We start from the raw sequence: 23,354 nt of genomic DNA, 5'->3' as shown, positions 1-23,354 counted from the left end.
TGGAGGTGGCACTTTTCATAGCTATGTTCGCGCGCGCACCGCTAAAGAAAGCGTGAATTGGGTATCACCATCATTAAGATCAACTCCCAATAATCTTTCAATGGTGGCAATACGTGAATAAAGCGCAGTGCGGGAGAGATACATTGCATCAGCAGCTGCAGAGCGAGAAGTGGGGAAGCGCAGAATAGTTTCCAGCGTTTCCAACAGATCTGAGCCATGGCGGGAATCATGAACCAACAGTGGTTCTAGAGTGGAATCCACAAATGCTTGCACCCGCACATCGCCACTTAGGGAGTGCATAAGCCCATCGATACGGTCACGGGAAACCCTAAACAGGTGCACACCATCAGTACTGCTAAGAAAATCGGAGCGTCTGACCTGGTGTAAAGCAGAAGAAAGGTCAACTGGGCCACTTAAATCACTGGCCAAAATGATGGATATCCGAATAGCTAAAGATCGCAACCGTTCCATTAACTGAGTGCAGCGTTGTGCAATATTGGTATCGGCAGTCAGTGACCATGCGCAGTTAATCCGATCGGGATATTCAGGAGATACTGCTGCTAGTGCGAATGAACGCGGTGCTGTAGATTCCAAAATTCGGCGTACATCCTCCGCTGAATTTCGGGTGCCGTGAAATCGGATATCTAGTGCAAGAATCTGCCTTTCCCGAGTTGGGAAACCTGCTGCTTCAAGGACCGTTCTTTCCCCATCAACTGTGGTGAAGCGATTATCCATAAGCCTTTGTAAAGAAACACGATCAACCAGCTCATTCCATGAGTGTGGATTGCTTGAAGCTACTCTTTCAATTGCTAAGGCCATCGCGGCATGGCGCAAAATATAGGAACCATGGGCTGGGTTTTCTGTATTTCCACGGAAATAGAGCCGACCCCAATGACTGCCTTGGGCTTGGATATCAATAAAGTCCCAGGTGATGGTGGGATCCATAGGATCACATACGCGAATAGGCTCGGCAATGAGACCCTGGTGGCGGTTTTCCAAAGACCACAAACGGGACTTCTTTTCCCAGTCGGCTAAAAGGTCCGAAGGTAGTTCATGGCCTTCGGCATAGTAAATCACGCGGTGGGAAAGATCCTCTAAAACCACGGGACAACCAAGCAAACGGGAGGCATGAATAACAAGTTGTTCAGTGGGAGCACCATTAAACATTAGTGACCAAAAAGATTCTGAAATATCGCGCATGGCAGCAGTTTGCGCAAACTGCTCATTCAAAATGCGGGTGTGGACCTCTTCAGTAACACTGACAAAGCGCAGTTCCCGGTGAGTAATAAAAAGCGGAAGACGGTGCCTTTCACATTCTTTAAGAACCGCTGGAGGTAGTTCTTTCCAGTGCATACCTAATTCCACCAGAAGGCCAGCAGCATCGGCTTGTGCAAAGAGGTCAATATTCATGCGGATCTCGGTGTCATTATCGCCGAGCCCGAGTCCCGTGGTTAATAAGAGCTCATTGCCTCTGAGTAGTTTTCCAGCCCGAGGTGATTCGGCTACGTGCACCCAGCGCACATTGCGATCTAACTGCTCATGACCATATAAGACTTCCACCTGGGACCGTCTTAAAACGGGCAGTTCCAGTACTTCTTTCAGGGTAATAGTGGACAGTGGGTCCACAGCGGAAAGAGGTGTGCGTGCACGAGGATGGAGTTTAGGCTGTTGCCCGGTGCTTCGGCCCACGGAGGAAGAATTCATTGGGACAGGCATGGACTTCACTTTCGGAATCAAGGTTGAGCATCAGCTAGTGGTGCCTTTAAAAACCATCTTAACTGTCAACCAATAGAAAAAGATTAATGCTGTCGAATATTACCTCCCAAAAGGGTGAACAAAGTGTTACTTTCCGCCAAGGACCAGCCACAGTATGAACCTATGAAGCTACAAAAATAGCTGACATACTGGGATTTATGGAGCCTCCCAGCCCCAGATACCTTTCCTTAAAAACGCTCTGAGGTGAGCTTTTAGGGGACTTTAAGGCAGTGAATTTAAAGATTTAACACACTGTCATTTTCGGTAGCCCCGGTAATCAACAAAGGAGCACACACATGACATCGGTAGCCACTAAAACTTCTCATGTTTTTCATTCTTGGTCGGCCCAAGAACACGTTGATCCGCTACACGCTGTCGCCGGCTCAGGCGCAAGTTTTCAAGATGATAAAGGGCAAGAATACCTCGACTTCGCAGCCCAACTGGTCAACCTTAATCTGGGGCACCAGCATCCGCGACTCATTAAAGCGATCAAAACCCAAGCAGAGACACTCACAACAATTCAACCAGCGTTTGCTAACGATGCTCGATCAGAGCTGGCACGACTTATCGCAGAAGCGGCACCGCCAGCGCTCAATCACGTCTTTTTTACTAATGGCGGTGCCGATGCTAACGAACATGCAGTGCGGATGGCTCGTCTGCATACCGGGCGCAGGAAAATCATGTCAATGTACCGGTCTTATCATGGCGCAACTGCAACTGCTATTAGTTTGACGGGAGATCCCAGGCGGTGGCCAAATGAACCAAGCGATAGCTCGGTAGTTCACTTTTTCGGTCCTTATACTTATCGTTCAGCATTCTGGGCAAGCTGTGAAAAAGAGGAATGTGAACGAGCCTTAGCGCATCTAGAAGCACAGATTGTGCTGGAAGGTGCAGCTACGATTGCTGCCATCATTATTGAAACTGTGGTGGGAACCAACGGAATTTTAGTGCCGCCGGCAGGGTACTTACCGGGAGTGCGGGCACTGTGCGATAAGTACGGAATTGTTTATATCGCAGATGAAGTAATGGCCGGTTTTGGTAGAACAGGCACTATGTTCGCGGTGGAGAATTTCGGGGTGGAACCGGATCTGATTACCTTTGCCAAGGGTGTGAACTCCGGTTATGTGCCACTTGGTGGAGTAATTATCTCTGATGCTATCGTCGCTACATTTGCCGATACTGTTTATCCAGGTGGACTGACCTATTCCGGGCATCCTTTGGCTTGTGCAGTAGGAGTGGAAACCTTTGCAGTGTTTGAGGATGAAGATATTTTGGCGCGCACTCAATATTTGGGCCGGGAAATAGTCGGGCCTTTCCTTGAAAAATTGGCTCGCGAGGTGGAGCTGGTTGGTGAGGTGCGAGGGCTGGGTCTTTTTTGGGCAATTGAGTTGGTGAAAGATCGTACCACTAGGGAACCATTGGTTCCTTTTAATCCCAGCTCGGAGGAAAATGCTCCTATGTTGCGGATTGGGGCGGCTCTTAAAGCTGCAGGTCTGTGGCCTATGATTCAGCAAAATCGCATCCACATTGCCCCGCCTCTGATTATCTCTGAGACCGAACTCGTACGTGGACTGGAGATCATTAGGCAAGTTCTCAAAGCGCAATAAAAACGCATAAAAATGGACCCCCACCGTAGTGGAAGTCCATCATTTAAGGTGTGGGTTAACGCCAACCCATGGTCATCAACAGGCCGATGATCATCAGACCAAAGCCAATGCCGTAGTTCCAGGCGCCAAGCTGTGCCAAGAATGCGATGTCTTCGCCCACTAGGTAGTTGGTAATCAACCAGGCTAAGCCAACGATCATGAAGGCAAACATGATCACCTTGTACCACATTGGGGTACCAGTGGAGTTGATCTTTACTGGGGTGCGGTTAGCACTGGGATTGCTGGAAACCGGAGTTGCTGCGTTATTGGTAACTTTTGCCTTTGGCATTGTTCACACCTTCATGTTTCTTTTACTTGATTTAGTCGGAGCCCGGCAACCGGTACTTTCTCATTGTGAGCTTAATGCACCAGCTACCGGGAGGGGTAGCTTAAGGGCTAGGAACCAGCGCAGTGAGATTAAATTGATAGAGCCTAATCGTCACTGCTGCATCCTTGCGGAATTCCGTATTGGGCGTTGGGCTTTGGAAGCCAATGGTGTTTTGATCCACCAAAGCGCCGGTGGGGATTGGTTCGCCAATGATCAAGGATTGATCAGGGGCAGTCCACCCTGCGGCGCGCAGAGCCGCAAGCGCCTCTTGGGTATTGAGTCGTGCCAGGTCGGGCGCGTCGATAAGCATGCCATTGGAGATCTGCACCGAAATAGTGGAACCCTTTGGCATCTCGGTACCTTCGTTGGAGACAGAAATTACTTCGCCGGCGGGCAGGGAACTATCAACCTCGGTCACCTGGGTAACAAAGCCCAAGGAGGTGAGGTTTTGGTTAGCCAAATCCCATTTCATGCCGGTGGCAATGGGCACTCGCACACTTTCCACGCCGGAGGACACCGTCAAGGTAATGGCGGTACCAATGGAAACCTCTTGGCCTGGTGCTGGGTTTTGTTCGATGACATCGCCGGCAGCCACACTGTCTGAGTATTCTTCGCTGACATTTTGGTTCAGCGTCAGCCCGGCAGCCTCAATGGCCTGAGCCGCAGCTTCCAAAGAAAGCCGGGATACATCAGGAACCTCCACCATTTGGCGGCCAGTGGACACAGTCAAGGTAACAGTCGCGCCAATGCGGATATCGGAACCCACATTGGGGTTGGTGCGGATGACCAAACCGCTGGCAACATCGGCATTGGCCTCTTGGACAATGCTCACCTTAAAGCCCGCTGCCTCCAGCTGTGCCTGCGCTTCTTGTTGGGGCAGACCCTGCACATTGGGGATGGTTTGAGTGGTGGGAGCAGCGCTTTCCTTGGTGAAATCATAGGTAAAAGCAGCTGCAATACCCACCGCACCCAGCGCCAAAACCAAGGCAAGCGCTGCCAGCCAACGGTTTCTGCGCTGGGATTTTTGACGCTTGCGGGCGCGGGCCTCTGAACGCGATTCCGTGCGGGACTCAAAACCTGGCTCCCCGGAACCATAACCGGAGCCATAACCAGAACCATAAGCGCCAGCCACACCACCAGCCGCAGCCGCCTCACCGGCGGCGATGGCCGTGGAGGTGCGCGTCGCAACGCGTGTTGGTGCGGAATCGTTGAGCTCTTCAGGCTTCTCCACATGCGCCTTGGCTGCATGGGAAATCGCATTGCGGGAAAGTCGTCCCAGGTCAGAGGCCATCTCGCGGGCTGTTTGATAACGGTCCGCGGGGTGCTTAGCCATGGCGGTGAGGATCACGGCATCAATGTTGAGGGCTGCCGTAGGCGTGAGATCGGAAATAAAATCCGAGGGCGGAGTGGGATCATCTTGGACATGTTGATAAGCCACCGCAAAGGGAGATTCGCCCTCAAAAGGTGGTTTACCGGTGACAAGTTCATACATCACGCAGCCAGCGGCATAAATATCGGAACGCGCATCGGCAGGTTTGCCACGGGCTTGTTCCGGGGAAAGATACTGCGCCGTGCCAATAACCGCAGAGGTCTGAGTCATAGCAGAGGTGGAATCATTAAGCGCGCGGGCGATGCCAAAATCCATCACCTTCACGCCACCAGTATTGGTGATCATGATATTTGCGGGCTTGACGTCGCGGTGAATAATGCCTGCGTCGTGGGAACCCTGCAGTGCCTCACACACTGGCATCATCACAGAAGCTGCTTCGGTGGGGCTAAAAACGCCATCCTCGGACACAATATCGCGCAGGTTTCGGCCCTGCACCAGCTCCATCACGATAAAAGGAACAGAAACTCCATCGCGTTCCACCTCGCCGGTATCAAAAATTGCGACGATACTAGGGTGGCTCAGCTGCCCGGAATTTTGGGCTTCGCGGCGGAAACGTTCCCGGAAATTGGAATCTTTGGCCAGGTCAGCGCGCAGCATTTTCACTGCGACCTCCCGCCCAATAAGGGTGTCGGTGGCCGCGAACACTTCGCTCATGCCGCCGGAGCCGATATTGGCACCGAGCGCATAACGATCAGCGATCACAAAGGTCACTGCGCTTCTCCTACTTCCATTAATTGACTCACCGCATCATTCAAGTCCTCAATGGCAGCACTAGTCTCATCTGGCGCATTGTCACTGGTACGCGGGATGGAGGTAGTAAACCGGGGGCTAGAACTTGTGGTAGATGGGCTTTCTGCTTCCGAGGTTGTTGGGGTGGTGGGCTCTTCACTTGTAGTTGAGGAACGGGTTGTTGGGGCTGGAACACTGCTTGGTACCCGTGAGGTGGTGCTGGGTGGAACATACACTGAGGTGGTTTCTTCCACCGTTGGTGTAATGGTGTGGGTAACCGTTTGCGGAGTTGTTGTTTCCTCTGGGGTTTCTTGGAAAAGCATACCCGTGGCACCAGCATAAATTACAGCACCAATAATTATTGCCAGCAAAGCAGCTATAAAAAGCCCAATGCCCACACCCGAACCGCGTTGCGGGGCTGCTTCTTGGGTAATCGTGGCAGGCCGGGCCACCTTGCCCAGCATTGCCGTTGAGGCGCTTGGCGACGGCGCCTCCGCCTGCACCATCAAGGCCTCAGTGCGCGGTTGCGGTGGGCGCTTACCAAGCCGCACTGCCGAAACGGCAAGTGCCATTTCATTACCATTGGGGAAGCGGCGACCGGGATCCTTACGCAGCGCAATACCAATAAGTTCACGAGATTGAGCACTGATACTGGTGGGCATCTGCGGTGGTGCCTGGTTAATATGCGCAATTGCTACCGAGACTGAAGAATCTCCACTAAAAGGACGGCGGCCCGCCATCATCTCATAACCGACTACACCCAAAGAATAGATATCAGAGGCAGCCGTTACTTCCTTGCCCTGCGCCTGCTCCGGGGAAACATACTGCGCAGTTCCCACCACCATGCCGGTGCGGGTAAGCGGAACGGCAGCTGCAGCTTTGGCAATGCCGAAGTCCGTAATCTTCACAATGCCATTGGCGGTAATGAGCATATTGCCCGGTTTGATATCGCGGTGGACCATGTCCATGCGGTGAATCACCGAGAGTCCATGGGCTGCTTGTTCCAGCACATCCAGGGCTAGATCTTCGGGCAGGCTGCCCTCGCGCTCCAGCAGATCTGCCAGGGATTCTCCGCGCACAAACTCCATCACAATAAAGCAGAAGGTGTGGCCGGCGGGGTCTGGAACCTCGCGATAATCATAGGTGGCTACAACATGCTCAGAATCAATATTTTCCGCTGCCTGCGCCTCATTGCGGAATCGGCTTAAGAACTCCCTATTGTCAGAGAACTCAGGGCGTAGCACCTTAATGGCTACTTCGCGGTCGTGGAGCACGTCATCAGCCAACCACACCGTAGACATGCCGCCATGGCCAATAATCCACTGCAGGCGATAGTCATCGCCGATGAGTTGTTGGAGGCGTTCGATTCCGGTGTTGTCTTCTGCACTCATGATTTAAAATCCTCCCGCTGCCTGAAGCACCGCACGGCCAATGGGCGCTGCCACCTTGCCACCGGTTGCAGTGGTACCAAATCCGCCACCATCTTTAACCAACACAGCTACGGCAACGTCATTATTAAATGCCACGTACCAGGTGTGAGGTGGGGTGTTTTCATCACCATGTTCAGCAGTACCAGTTTTGGATGCAATTTCCACGCCAGCATAGCCGGAGGTGTTGCGCTCTGAAGCCTTCATCAACTCGGTGAGCTGCTCGGCGATTTCTGGCTCAATGCCACCCACAGATTCTGGTTCATGGGTGCTGAGTTCACTGAGGTCTTGTCCGGTTACGCGGGATACCAAATATGGTTCCATACGGACACCTCCATTGGACACGGTGCCGGCCATAACAGCAGCCTGCAAGACGGTCATTTCCACATCGCGCTGGCCAATGCTGGACTGACCCAAAGCGGCATCATCCGGGATTTCGCCCAAGCCGCCAGGGACATTGTCCAGTCCGAGGTCATAAGTCTGACCCACGCCAAAATCTTCTGCGGAAGCGCGCAGGGCATCTGCTCCGACATCAATTCCGGTTTCCACAAAAGCGGTATTACAGGAAAGTTGGAAAGCCGTAATCAAGGTGGTGGTACCGCCACCAGCACAGGTTTGGCCACCGTAGTTGGTCAAGGTGGTGTTGGTGCCTGGCAAAGTTACTTCCGAGGCTGCGGTCACCGTGGAATTAGCTGAGTAGCCATTTTCCAGCGCAGCAGCGGTGGTGATGATCTTAAAAATAGATCCTGGAGGCAGCGATTCCTGGGTGGCGTGATTAAGCAAAGGCGCACCCTCATCCGAGGTGTATTCCTCCCATGCAGACTCCGCGGTATCAGAATTAACAATCTGATTGGGGTCATAACTAGGGGAGGAGGCCATGGCCAAAATCTCGCCGGTGCTAGGGCGCAAAGCCACTACAGCACCTTCATAATCACTTTGGCTCAGTTGCTCATAGGCAGCTTCCTGCACAGCTGGGTCCAGGGTTAATTCCACATTGGCACCCTGGGTTTCCTTGCCGGAAATAACATCAAGCCACTGCGAGGTAAAGAGGGAAGAATCAGTGCCATTAAGCACGGAGTTCAGCCCTGATTCCAGGCCCGCGGCACCGTAGATATCTGAGAGATAACCAACCACAGGACCAAAAGCTTCTGGCTCCGTGACATATTCACGCTGGTAGAGCTCATTGGCATCTTGGGTGGATTGGGCCAAGATTTGGCCACCAGCAGAAATCTGGCCACGTGGAGTGGACTTCATTTCCAAGAATGCGCGTCCATTAAGTGGGTTTTGGGCCAGGTCATCTTCCCGGAAGGTTTGGATCCAGCTGAGGTTGGCAATAAGCACCACAATCAACAGCAGCGAAAATAGCGAGGTGATTCTTATTGAGCGGTTCATGCGTTAACCCCCGGGTTGCCTGGATAGGCTGGGTTGCCTTGGTTTCCTGGGTTGCCGGTGTTTCCCACAATCTCTGGATCGATGCCCTGCTTTTCCAGCTGCTTGATCATGGCAGGACGACGAGCACTATCGGAGATGCGCAAGATAATAGCTAACAAAATGTAGTTAGCCATCAGGGAGGAACCACCCTGGGACATAAATGGAGTGGTCAAACCGGTCATTGGCATTAGGGCTGAAATACCAGCAACTACCACGAAGATCTGAATCATAATGGTCATGGACAGACCGGAGGCAACTAACTTGCCATAGCTATCGCGGGCTAGGGTAGCGGTGCGCAGACCACGAGTAACAAAAACTCCGAAGAGCACAATGATGGCAGCAAGTCCGATCAATCCCAGCTCTTCGCCGATGGCAGCCAAAATGAAGTCAGAGTGCACAACCGGAATCATGTTGGGATAACCCTGGCCAATGCCAGTTCCGGTAATTCCACCCCAGCTCATGCCAAAGAGTGATTGGGAAAGCTGGTAGCCGGTGGTGTCATAGTGTGCCACTGGATCAAGGAAGTTCTGCACACGCTCTTGGATCTTGCCGGAGACTTGGTACACGGCATATGCGCCCGTGGCCACCAGTACGGCACCAATGAGTAGCCAAGATCCGCGTCCGGTTGCCAGGTAGACCATGGCCAGCACGGTGCTAAAGAGCAGCAGTGCGGGGCCGAAGTCATTGGCACCAGCCATGATGAGGATGGCCATAGCCCACACCACCAAGATGGGAGCGAGGTCGCGCAAGCGGGGGAAGTCCATTCCGAGGAAACGGTATCCGGCAACAGTAAAGAGGGCACGCTTGGTTGCAAGCAGCTGTGCAAAAAATAGCAGCAGCAAGATCTTGGAGAACTCACCAGGTTGGATGGAGAATGGTCCCAACCAAATCCAAATGCGGGCTTCCACACCAGCAGGCTGTGGCCACACCAAAGGCAAGGCCAGAAGCACCAGGCCGATTACACCCAGTAGGTAGGAATAGCGCGACAGTGACTTGTAGTCACGCAGCAAAACCAGCACCAAGATCATGAGCACAGCGCCCACCAAGGTCCACATCAACTGGCTATTAACCGTGGTGTAGCCGGTGGCGAGGTCCAGGCGATAAATCATCACCAAGCCAATGCCATTTAAAAGGGCTACCACCGGCAGCATAATTTGATCGGCAAAGGGGGCGACCCAGGCCATGGCCAGGTGAGCAATGGTGAATACGCCGATGTATCCGCCGATAAGCATGATGATGTGCAAGCCCAGTTCATTGCCCAAGGCAACCTCAAGGCTGACAAACATGACGGCCACAACAACAGTGGCCAGGAGCAGAAGCCACATTTCAGTGCGACGTAGTTTTAATCTTTCAAGTGTGCTCATGACACCTCCCTGCAGTTAACTCCGGGTTCGCTGCGGTCTCCACCGGTGGTTGTTTCTTTATTTACACAAACGGGTAAAGCTTGAGCCGCGAGTCTTTGCATTTGTGCTTGGATCTCGTCATAGGAACCAGAGGGTAGGTTTGCGACACTACCGCGCAATGACTCTGGCAGGTCATTAATGGAAAAAGCAGCAGCACCCTCACATGATTCTTTGAGGGTTAAGATGCCAGAGCCATCAAGGCAGGCCACCTGGAACTGCGAGTGTAAATCCTGTCCCAAAATGCGATAATCAATACCTTGTTCAATAGAGATTGTTTCCTGGTCATTCACAGCAACATAGAAGGTGCTGTCAATACGGGAGTAGCCCCACCATCCTGCGGCGACTACACCGATGAGGACGACCAGGGCTACGACCAAAACCGCAAGTTTGCCAGAGCTCTTCTCCGGGGGATCCTCAATTTCAGGTTCCTCCGGAGCTCCGGAATCTGATGATATCTCCGGGGCCGGATCAATCACCTTGGGTCGCCGAGTAATGGCGGCCGCGCGTCCCGCAGCAGTATCTGGATGCGGATCCTCTGGCTGTTCGCCATTAAGTGCACCAGCGGTAACTGGCACAGAAGCTTCAGCCTCAGTATCGGAATCTGGGGTGGGAACCACATCTGCCACCACAACGGTGACGTTATCGGGGCCGCCGGAACGCAGAGCCAATTCCACCAGCTTCTTGGCAGCTTCCTGAGGAGTGCCAACGCGCAAGGTTTCTTCAATGGTGGAGTGAGTTACCGGATCAGAAAGACCATCCGAGCAAATGAGAATGCGATCGCCTGGCTGAGCCGGGAATTGCTCCAAGGTGGGCTCAACAGGATGGCCGGTATAAGCCTTCAAAATTAGGGAACGTTGCGGGTGCGTGGACACATCTTCTGGATCCAGCTTGCCTTCAGCAACCAGGGATTGCACAAAGGTATCGTCCACGGTGACCTGCACCAGTTTGCCCTCGCGCATAACATATCCACGGCTATCACCAACATGGCATAGTGCCAGGTCAGTGCCATTAAACATGAAGGCCGTGAGGGTCGTGCCCATGCCATCACGCGCCGGGTCCTCATCAATGCCAGCAGCAATTGAGGCATTGGCTTCATTGGCAACTAAGCCAATGAGCGCCAACATGTCATTGTCACCGGGATCAACATCGAGGGCGCGCAGATGATTAATCATTAACTGGGAGGCGACCTCACCAGCTGCGTGGCCACCCATACCGTCGGCAAGCGCCAAAAGGTGAGGACCAGCATAAGCGGAATCCTCATTATTTCCTCGCACTAGGCCACGGTCAGAAGCCACCGCATAGTTAAGTTTCAGCATCAGGGAACAAGCCTCACTGTTGTACGACCAATCCGGATATCTGTACCCACCGACACCTGTTCAGGCTGATCAATGCGCACACCGCCCACAAAGGTGCCGTTGCGGGAATCCAAATCCTCGACAAACCATTCCGAACCACGCTTAAAAATGCGTGCGTGGGTGCCAGAAGCGTAATCATCGCCGACCACAAAGGTGCAATCGGGACTACGTCCCATGGTCATATCCTCACTGACCTCGATAGACGAGCCCGCGAGCGGCCCCTCAACCACAGTGAGCAGACGGGGAGCGGTGGATCGGTTAAACGCGCGCGCTAAACCTTGGGGGGCATTAACAGTGCTTGTCGACGCGGGCCCGGCCACCTTCAAATCGGCGCGCATTGCGCGCAAGGCCATTAAAACGAAAAACCACAACACAACAAGTAGCGCGATGCGCAGCCCCAAAAGGACCAGAGAATCCATACTCAACCTCTCCCTTTAAGGGCTAACAATGCGAACTTCGATATTGGAATGTCCAACGGTGATGACATCGCCATCAGCCAGTAGCCAATTGTCAACCGGAGTGTCATTAACTGTAGTGCCATTAGTGGACTTCAAATCAACCAAAATGGCATCGCGGCCATCCCAAGTGATTTCCGCATGTTGACGGGAAACACCAGTATCGGGCAAACGGAGGTCTGCGTCATTGCTGCGGCCGATGATATTGGAGCCTTCTTGCACCACATAGGTGCGGCTGGAACCATCTTGGAGCAGGAGGGTCACAGTAGGGCCACTTCGCTTCATGGCATTGAGGTGGTTGGCTTCCATCTGAGACTTCGATATACCTTGAGCTAGAGGCCGATCCGCAGACTGCGCGGGCAGGAACTCCGTGCCGGTATAAGGGGAACTATCAGACACGTTCTTCGACTCACTTTCCGCGATCGGCAGGATGCCGTCGCCTTCCAAAGGCAGATAACCGCTACTCAACTCGGGGTCAGGATCTTTTTCCGACACCGATTTCAACTGGCCGGTGTGCAGTGCAGAATCCTCTGCAATTAACACAATCACCGGTCCAGCTAATGTCCAGCCACTGTTCCTGCAAAATCTCATCATTTGATCAGTGAAACGAGCCGGCTGATCAGGGAAACGATCGACGAGATTTTCAAAATCTTTTGGACTCACCGAAATCTTAAAAATATTCGGTGCTTCAACATAGCCATCCGAGGTGTGTACAACATTGTCCTCAGCCTGCTGCTTGAGGAGCTCCTCAAGTTCAGCCGGAACAACACGACCTCGAAAAACAAACGCCAACGCGTTATCAAGGCCGCGCTGTAAAGAACTGTCTAGCTTGGCGAGACTGTTCATCGCATTAGCCACTCGACTTGAATTAGCCAATTGCTCGCGACCTCCTTTTCCTTAACATGTTGGGTGTTCCATAGGTGCTTTCTTTATGAAAACGCCTAAGGGCATGGCTTTGTCCCCCTCGGAAGCTGGAGTTTTGATAAAAATCCCAACCTAGAGATAAGAAGCAAAGCGCACGATAGCGTCATTATAGAGGTGAAGAGGCCTGTAGTTATAGGCGAAACCGTGGGAACCGAAATAGTTATTACATTGTTGCCAACTCAAAATTAAGCTTTCAGCTGGTGATTTGGTATTTCCACGGGTCCTCATGATATCTTTATCAAGTCGCAAAAATAGACACCCTGCCCGGGTGGCGGAATTGGCAGACGCGCTGGCTTCAGGTGCCAGTGTTCGCAAGGACGTGGGGGTTCAAGTCCCCCCCCGGGCACAAAAGGTAGTTTTCGAACTGCTCAGCCGGAGTTCACATTCTTAATTGAGTGTGGTCTCCGGTTTTTTGTATTCCAGCTTTTGTTTGCTTCGGCGATGCCTACCTAGTCACAGACATCGCCGAAGAACTTATTCAAAATCGAGACGGAAGTGCTCGGGCTTTACCCAGCCCAACTTGGCATAGAACCAGCTAAAGAAGACTGAAAAAACAATTGGGGCAATAATAAAGACCCCTACGACGATGGTGATGTTGCTAGTAGTCCAGCCCCAGCCTTCATAATTAAGTGCTGCAAGTGGACCAACGAGGCCAGAAATACCAAAACCAGCAGAAATAGGCGTGCCGGAGATTTTGAAAATTCCGCCGAGAGCTCCGAGGACTGCTGCTGTTGAAAGAATAGGCAAGAAGTTTAATGGTCGGCCCCAGACGTTTGCCATTTGCACCTTCGGCGAGCCAAGGAGTGGAAGCAGTGATTTACCTGGTCCATTAGCTTTCCAACCAGCGATGCACAGGCCAAAACCAGCTGCGACAACACCCAAATTCGCGGTACCGGAGGAAATGCCCGTCATCATGATTGCGGTTGCGAGGCCAACGGTGGAGACAGGGGAGACGATCATGATGCAGAACACGACTGAAAGCACGATGCCCATGAAGATCGGCTGCAGATCGGTAGCACCGTTGACGAGGCCACCAATCCAGGTCGTTAGCTGTTTGACGATGGGGTAGGTGACAATCCAGCCGATTCCGCCCGCGACTACGACGGTGATCGTCGATAGGAACAAGACAGTATAAGAACCGAGGCGGTGTCCAATGAGAAGGAGGAGACCGACGGCGATTGCGGCCGTGAGTCCAGAGTTCAATACGAGGCCTGTGCCTTTAACAATGAATCCACCGGCTTCTTGGGGAGTTGCAACTCCCGAACCCAAGACACTGGACAGGCCTACGCATGCTGTTTGGATGGGGCTCAGCTTGAACTGCAGACCCACCATGACGCCGATCAAAATAGGCAGCATTGACGACGACAAGCTCACCAAGTTGATGAGGCTTTGTCCCTGCGGGAACACAGGCAACAAGGCCGTGAAGATTTCACCGAGCAGTGCCTGTGGTACCAGCGCCACAATCACTGCAATGGAAATGCCATTGAGGACATTCATGGTGAACTTGCCAGCAGTGAGTTTCTCCTGCGGCTCATCTGGCCCTGTGGGCGAGACTGCTCGAATCGGCTCTGCGGATTCCGGGCTGGTGGAAACCGGTGTATTGGCCGATTCATTATCAGTGGATATTGTCATACAGATTAATTTAAGGCTCGTCATGGGAAAATCACGGAATTAATTGCATGCTGCAAACTGAACCACAGGCTGGGTGTGGATAGTCTCGCAAGATTGACGTCGGAGCATCGAATTTTGAAGAATTGGACTCGCCGTTCCGCGTCGTGGCCTTTATTCTTGAATCGCGCACCTACCCTGTCTCGCGCGTCACTATTCTCACAATGTCTGCATATTCAGCCAAATGGCTAGATAAACTAAACGTTGGGAATTATTTCAGGTTCCTGGTACTTCACCTTCACTAAGGAATTACCCATGACTCTAAATACAGAGCATTCTCTTGAACCTCACGCCGCCAGCCATCATGCTCGGCTCAACTGGTTGCGTGCCGGTGTCTTAGGTGCCAACGATGGCATCGTTTCTATTGCTGCGCTTTTGCTTGGTGTAATTGCCACCGGAATGGGGGATGGCGCAATCCTCCTAGCCGGCATTGCTTCCACCATTGCAGGTGCAGTTTCTATGGCCTTAGGTGAATATGTTTCTGTGTCTGCACAGCGAGATTCTGAAAAGAGCTTGGTGGCTTTGGAACGCCAAGAGCTTAAAGAACAGCCTGAGGAAGAACACGAGGAATTGGTGGGAATCCTATCTGGTTATGGAATCTCCCCAGAAACTGCCGCCAAGGCAGCTCGAGAAATTGAGCAAAGGGATCCACTGGCTGCTCACCTGAAGTTGGAATTGGGTATGGATAGTGATGAACTCACCAGCCCAGTCGCGGCTGCAGTATCTTCTGCTATCTCATTCTTGGCGGGTGCCTTGTTGCCTATGCTCTCGGTGTTCCTTGCTCCAGATGGCACCAAAGCCGTGGTGGTCACCATCGTTACTCTCATTACCTTGGCTTTGACTGGTTATATTTCCGCGATGCTCTCTGGCACCTCTCGTCTGCGCTCCTGCTTGCGTCTGCTGCTTGGTGGAGCGCTGGGTCTTGCGTTGACCTATGGTCTGGGTTCGCTCTTTAGTTAGGAAAGCACAGCTGACGCCCTACCTCTTCGCATGTTTTAAAGAGGAAAATTACTCCGCTTTCCCAACTTGATTTTCTAGAATTTTAAAGGATTTTCCAGACCGGTAGCTGCTTTTCGGAGTGTTGAGAAGCCACAGCTGGTTGCACACTTCGAAAGGCTCAACAATGTTAGAAGTCTTTGGTCTCCCAGCCCATATTCTCTTCCTCCACGCAGCTGTAGTCTTGGCTCCTATTGCTGCACTGCTGGGCATTGCCTATGCGGTACGGCCAGTATGGCGCAAAGTGCTGGAATGGCCCGCAGTTATCGTCACCTTTATTGCCACTATTTCTACTTTGTTAACTGCTAGTGCTGGTGAAGCCCTCGAGCACGCCATGCCTCGCAATGAACTTATTCATGAGCATGCAGAACAAGGCGATTTGATGAAGCTCGCCGCACTTATTTTCACCGTGGCGCTATATGTGACCATTGCTTTGTATGGTCCATGGTTCTCCGCAAAGCTCAGCTTCTTGGCTAAATTACAAGAAATGCGCTGGCTGGGTGTGCTCTTCCAGGTGCTGACGGTGATTACTGGTCTCTTTGTGATCTACCAGGTAGTTGTCACTGGACATACTGGCGCACAAGCTGCATGGTCTGATTGGCGTAGCTCCTAGACACCACTTAAGTTTTTGCCCCTCCAGCGACTAAGCTCGAAACTGAGTTTGATCATATTTTGATGCTGGAGGGGCAAAAATGTCTGAGGGTAAGCCTCAATTAGGGCGTCGGGAGCGAAATAAGCAGGAAAAACTCGATCGCATCACGGCTGCTGCCACGCAGCTTTTTGCCCAACATGGGGTCGCTGGGGTGACCACTCAGCAAATTGCAGATGCAGCCGATATCGGTACCGGCACGCTATTCCTCTATGTCAAGACCAAGGGTGAGCTTTTGCTTTTGGTGCAAAATAACAATTATGCAGCCGCGTTAGCCCGCGGTAAAACTGCCGCTGCTGCACAATCCACAGTGCTAGCAGCAGTGATGGCGCTTGTGACTCCGGTTATTGAATGTAACCGAGTGCAAGTAGCTGATGGTCGCACCTACCTGCAGGAAATGGTTTTTGGTGATCCTGAGGAGCCCTATCATGCCAAAGCATTGAATATTGTGGGGGAGACGCAGCAAGAGATTAAAGAACTCATCATGCGGCATACAGAGTCGAACGCAGAAAAAGCAGATAGCTTAGCCCAGGTGATTGCAGCAACGGTGTATATGGTTTTGGCCTCTGCTTTAAATAAGGATAAAAGCCCAGCGGAGCTGGTTGCAGAACTCCGCGGGCTTGTCCAAGTGATCCTTAGAGCTGAGAGCTAAAAACGATTTTTCCGCGCACGGTGGGGTGCTCTAGGGAATCAAGAGCTGTGGGAATCTGAGAAAAGGGGAGTGTTGTCCCGAGTGCGGGACGGATCAGCTTTTCGTCGATAAGCGCGGTTATTTTTTCAGCTGGGCGCCAGAGGCGTGCATAAAGAGGAATTTGTAGGTGACACCGCTCTTTGCAGCGAGGCGGCGGATTTTGAGGCTGAGTGCGGTGATGGCCAGGCGCACTAGGGGGTTGAGGCCGGCGGCGGTGGCGAATTCAGGGGTGGGAGGACCTGAAATACTTACCGCGATGCCACCTTTGCGCAGGATGCCGAGGGATTTGAGGAGGTTATCGCCGCCTAGGGAATCTAACACCACGTCAAAGTTGGACAGGGTTTTGGAGAAATCTTCGGTGCGATAATCGATGACTTCATCGGCACCAAGCTGGAGCAGGAATTCACGGTTTTTGGTGGAGGCCGTGGTGGCCACATAAGCGCCCACATGTTTGGCAAGCTGAATGGCAATTGTTCCCACGCCGCCAGCACCAGCATGGATAAGAACCTTGTGGCCAGGTTGGATATCGGCAATTTCAATAAGTGCTTGCCAGGCGGTCAAGGCAACGAGTGGCAAGGAGGCTGCTTCCTCGGTGCTGATTGAGGTCGGCGCTAGCGCAATTTCATTTTCATTAACGGCGATACGCTCGGCATAGGTGCCGATGTGGAAATCACGGGGACGGCCATAAATCGTGTCACCAACTTTGAAGTTGTGCACCTTGGGGCCGGTGGAAAGCACAGTTCCGGCGAAGTCATGGCCCAAAATTAGTGGCAGTTTATAGGGCAAAATGGCCTTGAATTCGCCGGTGCTAATGCGGTGGTCAATGTGGTTGAGGCTGGCAGCTTCAATGTTGATCAAAACATCGTGGTCGCCAACAATGGGCTCGGGTACGTCTTTTTCCTGAATTTCAGCCCGGTAGTTGGGCAGGACAAATGCGCGCATAATTTTAAGCTCCTAGGTTTAATGAGTTTAATCATTTTTGAGTGTACTCATATTTTTACTTAAACGGAATAGTGAAGTGGGGCCAGTGGAAGCTACTACCCCAAATGCCCGTGGGGGTATATGGTGAGATAACTAAATAAAGGAGAATCTCATGCAACTTGATCCCGATGAGCTAAAACCAGCCATTAATCGCCTCAAGCGTGCCCAAGGCCAACTTGCTGCCGTGGTGCGCATGCTGGAGGAAGGTCGCGAATGTAAGGATGTGGTCACCCAGCTTTCGGCAGTGACCAAGGCACTTGACCGTGCGGGCTTTACTATTATCGCCGCTGGCCTCGAACAATGCTTGCAGGATCCCAATGGGGAAATGGATAAAAAAGAGATGGAAAAGCTCTTTTTGTCTCTAGCTTAGAAAAAACGTGGCAATAAAAATATCTAATAGTTGTCACCCTGGCACTATAATTAACCATTGGGATAGTATCGGCGCTATGTATTCAGCTGAGACCTCCACCGTGGCAGGGATAAATGCCACCATCGGCCGTACTCCTTTAGTGCGGCTGGAAAAACTCAGCACGCGCGCAGATATTCGCATTTGGGCAAAGCTCGAGGAGTTTAATCCCGGCCGTAGCACCAAGGATCGCACAGCGTCTGCACTGGTCAACGCGGGAATTGCAGACGGCACACTCAATGATGGAGTAAGTGTCATTGAATCCAGCTCCGGCAATCTTGGCATGGCCTTGGCAAGAGAATGTTTGCTGCATGGCTGGCCTTTTCACTGTGTGGTTGATCCGCGCGCAAACCCACGGGCACTTGCCATCATGAAAGCCTTCGGCGCCATCGTCCACATGGTGGAATGCCCAGATCCGGCAACAGGAGACTGGCTTATTGCGCGCCGGGCTTTGGTAAAACAACTCCTGGCCGAAATCCCCAAATCGCTGTCCCTGGATCAATATTCCAATAGAGCAGCTTTTGATGCCCATGCAGATGGCACCATGAGTGAAATTTTGGAAGATCTGGGCAGTGCACCTGATCTCCTTTTGGTTGCAATGAGCACCACCGGCACCATCGGCGGATGCCTCCAAAAACTCCATAACTGTGCAGCTAAAACCCATGTCATAGGGGTGGATGCCCAGGGGTCGGTCCTTTTTGGCGGGACTCGCAGCACTCGCACGCTGCCAGGTTTTGGAGCCGGAGTTGTTCCAGAGCTAGCCCATTATGTCCATCCAGATGAGGTCATGCGGGTATGTGATATTGATGCCGTGGCTGGAGCACGTCTGCTGGTACAAAAAGAAGGAATCCTTGCGGGAGCCTCTGGAGGTGCAGTTATCGCTGCGCTTTTGGCTAAAATCCCCGAGCTACCCACCGGTGCGGAGATCGTAATCATCCTGCATGATTCTGGTGCGGCTTATGTTGACACAATTTTTGATGACACCTGGGTTCTGGAGAACCTCCACACCAGCGCAGCGGACTTGGCTAAAAAGATGGAGCAGCTATGAACGCACCCATTAAAGTGGCCATTATTGGCGGTGGACCACGAGGTTTGTGGGCTGTTGAGGAATTACTTTTCCAAGCCCGCACCCATGCTGTGGCCGTGGACATCGATGTCTGGGAACCCCAGGAACTAGGCATCGGTGCAGCTTATAGCCCTGAGCAGCCACCTTATTGGCGGCTAAATGTAGATGCCAGCCTGATCCGCACCCGCAGCACAACATTTAATCAGTGGCGCGGCGATGCCGAAGATCCTTTCCCATCACGCGCGCAGGTGGGTGAGTTTTTCCACGCTGCTTTTCTAGAACTTTATAAAAATCTGCCCCCAGGTTGCTCCCTCAACCACATCAAAAGGCGAGCCGAAACCCTGGAACAAGTAGGCGAGCAGTGGCGTATTGAGAACACGCTTTATCAGGAGGTTTTAAGCGCAACAGGCCACGCACAGTCCTGGGAAGGCAGCCTGGATACTGCGCTGAAAATTTATCCACGCGCTGAACTTGCCTGTATTAAAGCAGGTCAATCCGTTGCAATCCGGGGTGCTGCCTTAAGTTTTATTGACGCAGTGCTGGAGCTGACGGAAGGCCGCGGCGGCTATTTTGATGCAACCGGATATCACCCAAGTGGGCAGGAACCGGCCGTCATTTACCCCTATTCACGCAGCGGGCAATTGATGGAGGTGAAGCCAAACCCCGGGGTATTCACCATCAGTCCAGACCTCATTGCCACCTACAGTGCAAAAATTAAGGTGGCGCGGGACCTGCCGGAATTTCAGCAGGCGGTAGCCCAATGTGCGCTAGCTCTGCTCGACACTCCAGATAAAACTGCAGTTCAGGCCATTTTGGCGGGGGAAATCCACGAGGATCCCGTCGCAAAGCTGCGGTTTTCCCTGCAGGTTGCGCGCGGCGAGGTGCCCCCGGGCGCTGCGTGGGCGGTGGGCCAGGCGTGGCGCTCGCTCTATCCCGCGATTGTGCAGCGCGCCTCCTATGGCGGGCGCGCCAGTTTGGCGGGATTTGACCAGCTTGCAGCGCGTTTAGAGCGCGTGGCCTTCGGTCCACCGCCAGTGAATGCGCACAAGATTTTAGCGCTTTTCGACGCCGGCATCCTCGATGCCACCGCTCTTTCACCGGCCGGCAAGGTGCCAGCGGTCGATGTCACTGTGGACGCCGTATTGGCCCCGCCAACCTTAAATACACCCCTAAAAGACCAGCTAGTGGTACATAATCGCGGGCAGTGGTTGCATCCAAATGGCATGGTGGTGGGCCTGAAACACCTGGCGGTGGTGGGGCGTGAAAGTGAAGATGTGGTGCTGGGTCCCGATACTTTATCCCGAACTTTAAACAATGTGATTCCAAGGTGGGCGGCAACAGTGATCAAAAATTCGGCAGCAAAAACTCTCGAGAATCCGCGTATGAGGGCCACCGTACCATTAACTGCGCGCTTGGAACCCTGGGCAATTGAATTGCTTGGCAATCCCCAGCAGTGCCAAGAGGTGCTAGCGCGTTTTGGATCTCCAGCGAATATGCTGCACAGCGCGCCACTGTTAAGGAATTGCGCGGAATTAGTGGATGCCGGTGCAGATGCAGGTGTGGAAACCCGGATATTTTTTGCCCGCAAAGCCAATAAGGCGCTGACCTTTGTTGATGCTATTCGCGATGCTGGACATGGAGTGGATGTGGCCAGTGTGCGGGAATTGCAACAGGTGTTGGATCGCGGTGTTCTGGGCGAAAATATTATTCTCAGTGCTGCCATCAAACCAGATGAGTTGTTGGAGCTGGCGCTTAAAAATGGGGTACGGATTTCCCTCGATTCCGTCTCTGAGCTGCAGCGAGTCGGAGAGTTGGCGCAGCGGCTTCAGCTTTCTGCCTATGTGGCGCCACGTCTAGCGCCTGATCCCACACACCTTCCCGCCACGCGTTTTGGTGAGGTTTTAGCGGTGTGGACCACGCAGCTTGCCCAGTGGCCAGCGGCAGTCCAGCTAGTGGGAGTGCATTTTCACCTGCACGGTTATAGCGCCACCGATAGAAAAACAGCCCTTAAAGAGGCCTTTTTGCTTGTCGACTCCGCGACCGCAGCGGGTCACCGCCCCAGGTTTGTTGACATTGGCGGTGGGGTGCCAATGAGTTATGTGGACGATGAACAACAATGGGAGAATTTCCAGCGCGCTCGTGAGCAGATGAACGCTGGCCAGCGGCCACCGTTTAGCTGGAAGGCCGATCCTTTGGCGCAGACCTATCCCTTCCATCAAAAACCTATCCGCGGGCAGTGGCTATCGGAGATATTAGACGGTACGGCTCCGGAATTTATCAAACGCGGTCTACGGCTCCACGTGGAACCTGGACGTGCAGTTTTAGATGGCTGCGGTCTGATTTTAGTGCGGGTGGCCTTCTTAAAACACCGTAGTGATGGGGTGCCTTTGGTGGGCTTAGAAATGAACCGAACTCAGTGCCGAACCACCTCCGATGATATTTTGCTGGATCCCATTTTGATGCCACAGTCTGCTGCGAAGCACACTGCAGGGACTGAGTGGGGACCGGGGGCAACTGGTTTTTTGGTTGGCGCATATTGCATTGAAGATGAAGTTATTATCAAGCGTGAAATGGTCTTCCCGGAAGGGATAAAACCCGGAGATATTATCGCAATCCCCAATACTGCTGGCTACTTTATGCATATTTTGGAAAGTGCCTCCCATCAGATTCCTTTGGCCAAAAATGTGGTGTGGGGGGAGACGCTTAGCGGAGATGATATCGATATTTCCTAAAACATAGACAATAAACAAATGGATAAACTAAACTTTGGTTTAATATTTAAGTCGAAAGGAATATCATGCGCAGATTCTTCACAGTCCTGGCGGTATTGGCGCTCCTGAGCACTCCAGCAGCTACAGCTCAGGATGTTTTTAATGGCGGTCGCCTCGGTGGGGCAGCATCCAACCTAAGCTCCGGAATCTCACTGCCGGGTGCGGAACTTAGTGAGGTGGAAAACCCGGTGGACCTGCAGCAATATGCGGGCCTGTGGTATCAGGTGGCAGCGGTGCCACAACCTTTTAGTCTGCAATGCACCAATAACACCACCGCAGAATATGGCGTTATAGATGCTCAGACTATTTCTGTACGCAACTCCTGTGGCACACCTTTTGGGCAAAACTCAGTCATTGAAGGCAGTGCAACGGTGCGCTCAGATGCTTCCCTCCGAGTGAGCTTTTCCGGAATTCCATTCCAGGATCCTAATGGTCCCGTGAACTACCGCATTACCTATTTGGCCTCGGATTATTCCCTGGCAATTGTGGGGGATCCGCAGCGCCGTTCCGGATTTGTGCTCTCTCGGACTCCGGCATTGAGTGCCCAGCAATGGCAAGAGGTTCGTGCCACGGTCAGTGCTCGTGGTTGGTGGGATTGCGCATTTTTCACCTCACCAGTTAACGGTGGACGTGGTGACGCCACCCCACTGTGCTTAGTGTGAGGAAGGCTCTGACCAGTCCACGTCTTCCAGTGAAAGTTCTTTGTTCATATCCTCAAAGAACTTAATCACAATTTCCCTTTCGGCAGAGGTCAGTCGGGCTGCTGATTGGAAACGTTTTGCATGCTGTTTGCCCACAGTCTGCATGGCGGAATTGCGGGTACTGGGAGTTACTTCAATGGCAAAGGCGCGGCGGTCAAAGGGATGTACCTCCCGAATGATGTGCCCGCCTTTTTCCAAACGATTCAGCAGCTTGGTAATTGATGCAGGTGAAAGACTCAAATACTGGCCCAACATGCCAGGGGTAACAACCTCATCGCGGTGCTTGGCCACAATTAGGTAGTGCAAGGCGCGCATATCTTGGGAACTGAGCTTCATGTACTTTTCGGAAGCTTCAGCTACGGCGCGTTCAGCATTTCTAAGATCTCCCAGAGACTTCATAACGCGACCAATTTGAGCAATCTCCTCGTGGCTCAAAGAGGAGCGATCGACAATTTCACTATTGGGATCGCTGGAGTTGACGTCGAAGAGATTCTGAGAAATGGATTGCCATTGTTGGGGATCTTGCTGAACGGGCATAAATAGATACTAAACCTAAACTTAAGAAATGTGGATACCTTTCAA

The 23,354-nt window shown here is 52.5% G+C and carries 19 protein-coding genes, 1 tRNA gene and 1 pseudogene; 9 read left to right on the top strand and 12 right to left on the bottom strand.

Annotation, left to right across the window (positions count from 1 at the left end; translation table 11 throughout):
• Positions 1–21: 21 nt before the first annotated feature.
• Positions 22–1,716, bottom strand: a complete 1,695-nt coding sequence (locus tag SFC07_RS06020; RefSeq protein ID WP_411207327.1) for a PucR family transcriptional regulator — start codon at positions 1,714–1,716, stop codon at positions 22–24.
• Between the two features lie 296 nt (positions 1,717–2,012).
• On the opposite strand from SFC07_RS06020, the gene SFC07_RS06015 reads away from it, so the two are divergent.
• Positions 2,013–3,362, top strand: coding sequence for an aspartate aminotransferase family protein (locus SFC07_RS06015; RefSeq protein WP_411207481.1), 1,350 nt, complete (start codon positions 2,013–2,015; stop codon positions 3,360–3,362).
• A 55-nt stretch (positions 3,363–3,417) separates the two neighbouring features.
• Here SFC07_RS06015 and crgA read toward each other — a convergent pair whose 3' ends face one another.
• The 8 genes from crgA to SFC07_RS05975 all read right to left on the bottom strand — a co-directional run bounded on the left by crgA (position 3,418) and on the right by SFC07_RS05975 (position 12,795).
• Positions 3,418–3,690, bottom strand: coding sequence for a cell division protein CrgA (crgA, locus tag SFC07_RS06010; protein ID WP_411207326.1), 273 nt, complete (start codon positions 3,688–3,690; stop codon positions 3,418–3,420).
• Between the two features lie 100 nt (positions 3,691–3,790).
• A complete protein-coding gene (gene pknB / locus SFC07_RS06005) occupies positions 3,791–5,830 on the bottom strand; it encodes a Stk1 family PASTA domain-containing Ser/Thr kinase (protein WP_411207325.1) in 2,040 nt (679 codons plus the stop codon).
• Positions 5,827–7,239, bottom strand: coding sequence for a serine/threonine-protein kinase (locus tag SFC07_RS06000; RefSeq protein ID WP_411207324.1), 1,413 nt, complete (start codon positions 7,237–7,239; stop codon positions 5,827–5,829). Before SFC07_RS06000 ends, pknB begins: the two co-directional genes overlap by 4 nt.
• Positions 7,240–7,242: 3 nt before the next feature.
• Positions 7,243–8,667 carry a penicillin-binding transpeptidase domain-containing protein gene (locus SFC07_RS05995; protein ID WP_411207323.1) on the bottom strand — a complete coding sequence of 475 codons (1,425 nt, stop codon included), beginning with the start codon at positions 8,665–8,667 and terminating at the stop codon, positions 7,243–7,245.
• A complete protein-coding gene (locus tag SFC07_RS05990) occupies positions 8,664–10,070 on the bottom strand; it encodes an FtsW/RodA/SpoVE family cell cycle protein (protein ID WP_411207322.1) in 1,407 nt (468 codons plus the stop codon). The genes SFC07_RS05995 and SFC07_RS05990 overlap by 4 nt, the downstream gene beginning before the upstream one ends.
• Positions 10,067–11,425, bottom strand: a complete 1,359-nt coding sequence (locus SFC07_RS05985; RefSeq protein WP_411207321.1) for a PP2C family protein-serine/threonine phosphatase — start codon at positions 11,423–11,425, stop codon at positions 10,067–10,069. The genes SFC07_RS05990 and SFC07_RS05985 overlap by 4 nt, the downstream gene beginning before the upstream one ends.
• Entirely contained in the window at positions 11,425–11,883 is a 459-nt protein-coding gene (locus SFC07_RS05980; protein ID WP_411207320.1) for an FHA domain-containing protein, read from the bottom strand. The genes SFC07_RS05985 and SFC07_RS05980 overlap by 1 nt, the downstream gene beginning before the upstream one ends.
• A gap of 15 nt (positions 11,884–11,898) precedes the next feature.
• Positions 11,899–12,795: a DUF3662 and FHA domain-containing protein gene (locus SFC07_RS05975; protein ID WP_411207319.1), complete on the bottom strand. Its 897-nt coding sequence runs from the start codon at positions 12,793–12,795 to the stop codon at positions 11,899–11,901.
• A gap of 310 nt (positions 12,796–13,105) precedes the next feature.
• Here SFC07_RS05975 and SFC07_RS05970 point away from each other — a divergent pair.
• Positions 13,106–13,189, top strand: a tRNA-Leu gene (locus SFC07_RS05970).
• 128 nt (positions 13,190–13,317) lie between these two features.
• Here the strand turns inward: SFC07_RS05970 and SFC07_RS05965 are convergent.
• Positions 13,318–14,340 (bottom strand): PTS transporter subunit IIC, encoded by a 1,023-nt coding sequence (locus SFC07_RS05965; RefSeq protein ID WP_411207480.1) that lies wholly within the window; start codon positions 14,338–14,340, stop codon positions 13,318–13,320.
• 426 nt (positions 14,341–14,766) lie between these two features.
• Between SFC07_RS05965 and SFC07_RS05960 the strand changes: the two genes are divergently transcribed.
• The 3 genes from SFC07_RS05960 to SFC07_RS05950 all read left to right on the top strand — a co-directional run bounded on the left by SFC07_RS05960 (position 14,767) and on the right by SFC07_RS05950 (position 16,808).
• Entirely contained in the window at positions 14,767–15,471 is a 705-nt protein-coding gene (locus SFC07_RS05960; RefSeq protein ID WP_411207318.1) for a VIT family protein, read from the top strand.
• Positions 15,472–15,634: 163 nt separating this feature from the next.
• Positions 15,635–16,120, top strand: coding sequence for a hypothetical protein (locus SFC07_RS05955; RefSeq protein WP_411207317.1), 486 nt, complete (start codon positions 15,635–15,637; stop codon positions 16,118–16,120).
• Positions 16,121–16,199: 79 nt separating this feature from the next.
• Complete coding sequence (locus tag SFC07_RS05950; protein WP_411207316.1) at positions 16,200–16,808, top strand: TetR/AcrR family transcriptional regulator; 609 nt, start codon at positions 16,200–16,202, stop codon at positions 16,806–16,808.
• On the opposite strand, the pseudogene SFC07_RS05945 reads toward SFC07_RS05950, so the two are convergent.
• Positions 16,792–17,705: pseudogene (locus SFC07_RS05945) on the bottom strand (NADP-dependent oxidoreductase). The gene SFC07_RS05950 and the pseudogene SFC07_RS05945 overlap by 17 nt on opposite strands.
• 235 nt (positions 17,706–17,940) lie before the next feature.
• On the opposite strand from SFC07_RS05945, the gene SFC07_RS05940 reads away from it, so the two are divergent.
• The 4 genes from SFC07_RS05940 to SFC07_RS05925 all read left to right on the top strand — a co-directional run bounded on the left by SFC07_RS05940 (position 17,941) and on the right by SFC07_RS05925 (position 22,733).
• Positions 17,941–18,198, top strand: coding sequence for a metal-sensitive transcriptional regulator (locus SFC07_RS05940; RefSeq protein WP_411207315.1), 258 nt, complete (start codon positions 17,941–17,943; stop codon positions 18,196–18,198).
• Between the two features lie 76 nt (positions 18,199–18,274).
• Entirely contained in the window at positions 18,275–19,282 is a 1,008-nt protein-coding gene (locus SFC07_RS05935) for a pyridoxal-phosphate dependent enzyme (protein WP_411207314.1), read from the top strand.
• Positions 19,279–22,032 carry an FAD/NAD(P)-binding protein gene (locus SFC07_RS05930; protein WP_411207313.1) on the top strand — a complete coding sequence of 918 codons (2,754 nt, stop codon included), beginning with the start codon at positions 19,279–19,281 and terminating at the stop codon, positions 22,030–22,032. Before SFC07_RS05935 ends, SFC07_RS05930 begins: the two co-directional genes overlap by 4 nt.
• A gap of 65 nt (positions 22,033–22,097) precedes the next feature.
• Positions 22,098–22,733, top strand: a complete 636-nt coding sequence (locus SFC07_RS05925) for a lipocalin family protein (RefSeq protein WP_411207312.1) — start codon at positions 22,098–22,100, stop codon at positions 22,731–22,733.
• On the opposite strand, the gene SFC07_RS05920 is transcribed toward SFC07_RS05925, so the two are convergent.
• Positions 22,725–23,309, bottom strand: a complete 585-nt coding sequence (locus tag SFC07_RS05920) for a MarR family winged helix-turn-helix transcriptional regulator (RefSeq protein ID WP_411207311.1) — start codon at positions 23,307–23,309, stop codon at positions 22,725–22,727. The two genes, SFC07_RS05925 and SFC07_RS05920, sit on opposite strands and share 9 nt — an antisense overlap.
• Between the last annotated feature and the right edge of the window lie 45 nt (positions 23,310–23,354).

Source organism: Corynebacterium callunae (assembly GCF_046592015.1).
GTDB lineage: Bacteria > Actinomycetota > Actinomycetes > Mycobacteriales > Mycobacteriaceae > Corynebacterium > Corynebacterium callunae_A.
This window is presented reverse-complemented; position numbering and strand designations above follow the sequence as displayed.

Coding starts and splice junctions, on each gene's coding strand:
- SFC07_RS06020 (WP_411207327.1), bottom strand. CDS start 1,716: ATGCCTGTCCCAATGAATTCTTCCTCCGTGGGCCGAAGCACCGGGCAA.
- crgA (WP_411207326.1), bottom strand. CDS start 3,690: ATGCCAAAGGCAAAAGTTACCAATAACGCAGCAACTCCGGTTTCCAGC.
- SFC07_RS06000 (WP_411207324.1), bottom strand. CDS start 7,239: ATGAGTGCAGAAGACAACACCGGAATCGAACGCCTCCAACAACTCATC.
- SFC07_RS05995 (WP_411207323.1), bottom strand. CDS start 8,667: ATGAACCGCTCAATAAGAATCACCTCGCTATTTTCGCTGCTGTTGATT.
- SFC07_RS05990 (WP_411207322.1), bottom strand. CDS start 10,070: ATGAGCACACTTGAAAGATTAAAACTACGTCGCACTGAAATGTGGCTT.
- SFC07_RS05985 (WP_411207321.1), bottom strand. CDS start 11,425: ATGCTGAAACTTAACTATGCGGTGGCTTCTGACCGTGGCCTAGTGCGA.
- SFC07_RS05980 (WP_411207320.1), bottom strand. CDS start 11,883: ATGGATTCTCTGGTCCTTTTGGGGCTGCGCATCGCGCTACTTGTTGTG.
- SFC07_RS05965 (WP_411207480.1), bottom strand. CDS start 14,340: ATGAATGTCCTCAATGGCATTTCCATTGCAGTGATTGTGGCGCTGGTA.
- SFC07_RS05960 (WP_411207318.1), top strand. CDS start 14,767: ATGACTCTAAATACAGAGCATTCTCTTGAACCTCACGCCGCCAGCCAT.
- SFC07_RS05955 (WP_411207317.1), top strand. CDS start 15,635: ATGTTAGAAGTCTTTGGTCTCCCAGCCCATATTCTCTTCCTCCACGCA.
- SFC07_RS05950 (WP_411207316.1), top strand. CDS start 16,200: ATGTCTGAGGGTAAGCCTCAATTAGGGCGTCGGGAGCGAAATAAGCAG.
- SFC07_RS05940 (WP_411207315.1), top strand. CDS start 17,941: ATGCAACTTGATCCCGATGAGCTAAAACCAGCCATTAATCGCCTCAAG.
- SFC07_RS05935 (WP_411207314.1), top strand. CDS start 18,275: ATGTATTCAGCTGAGACCTCCACCGTGGCAGGGATAAATGCCACCATC.
- SFC07_RS05930 (WP_411207313.1), top strand. CDS start 19,279: ATGAACGCACCCATTAAAGTGGCCATTATTGGCGGTGGACCACGAGGT.
- SFC07_RS05925 (WP_411207312.1), top strand. CDS start 22,098: ATGCGCAGATTCTTCACAGTCCTGGCGGTATTGGCGCTCCTGAGCACT.
- SFC07_RS05920 (WP_411207311.1), bottom strand. CDS start 23,309: ATGCCCGTTCAGCAAGATCCCCAACAATGGCAATCCATTTCTCAGAAT.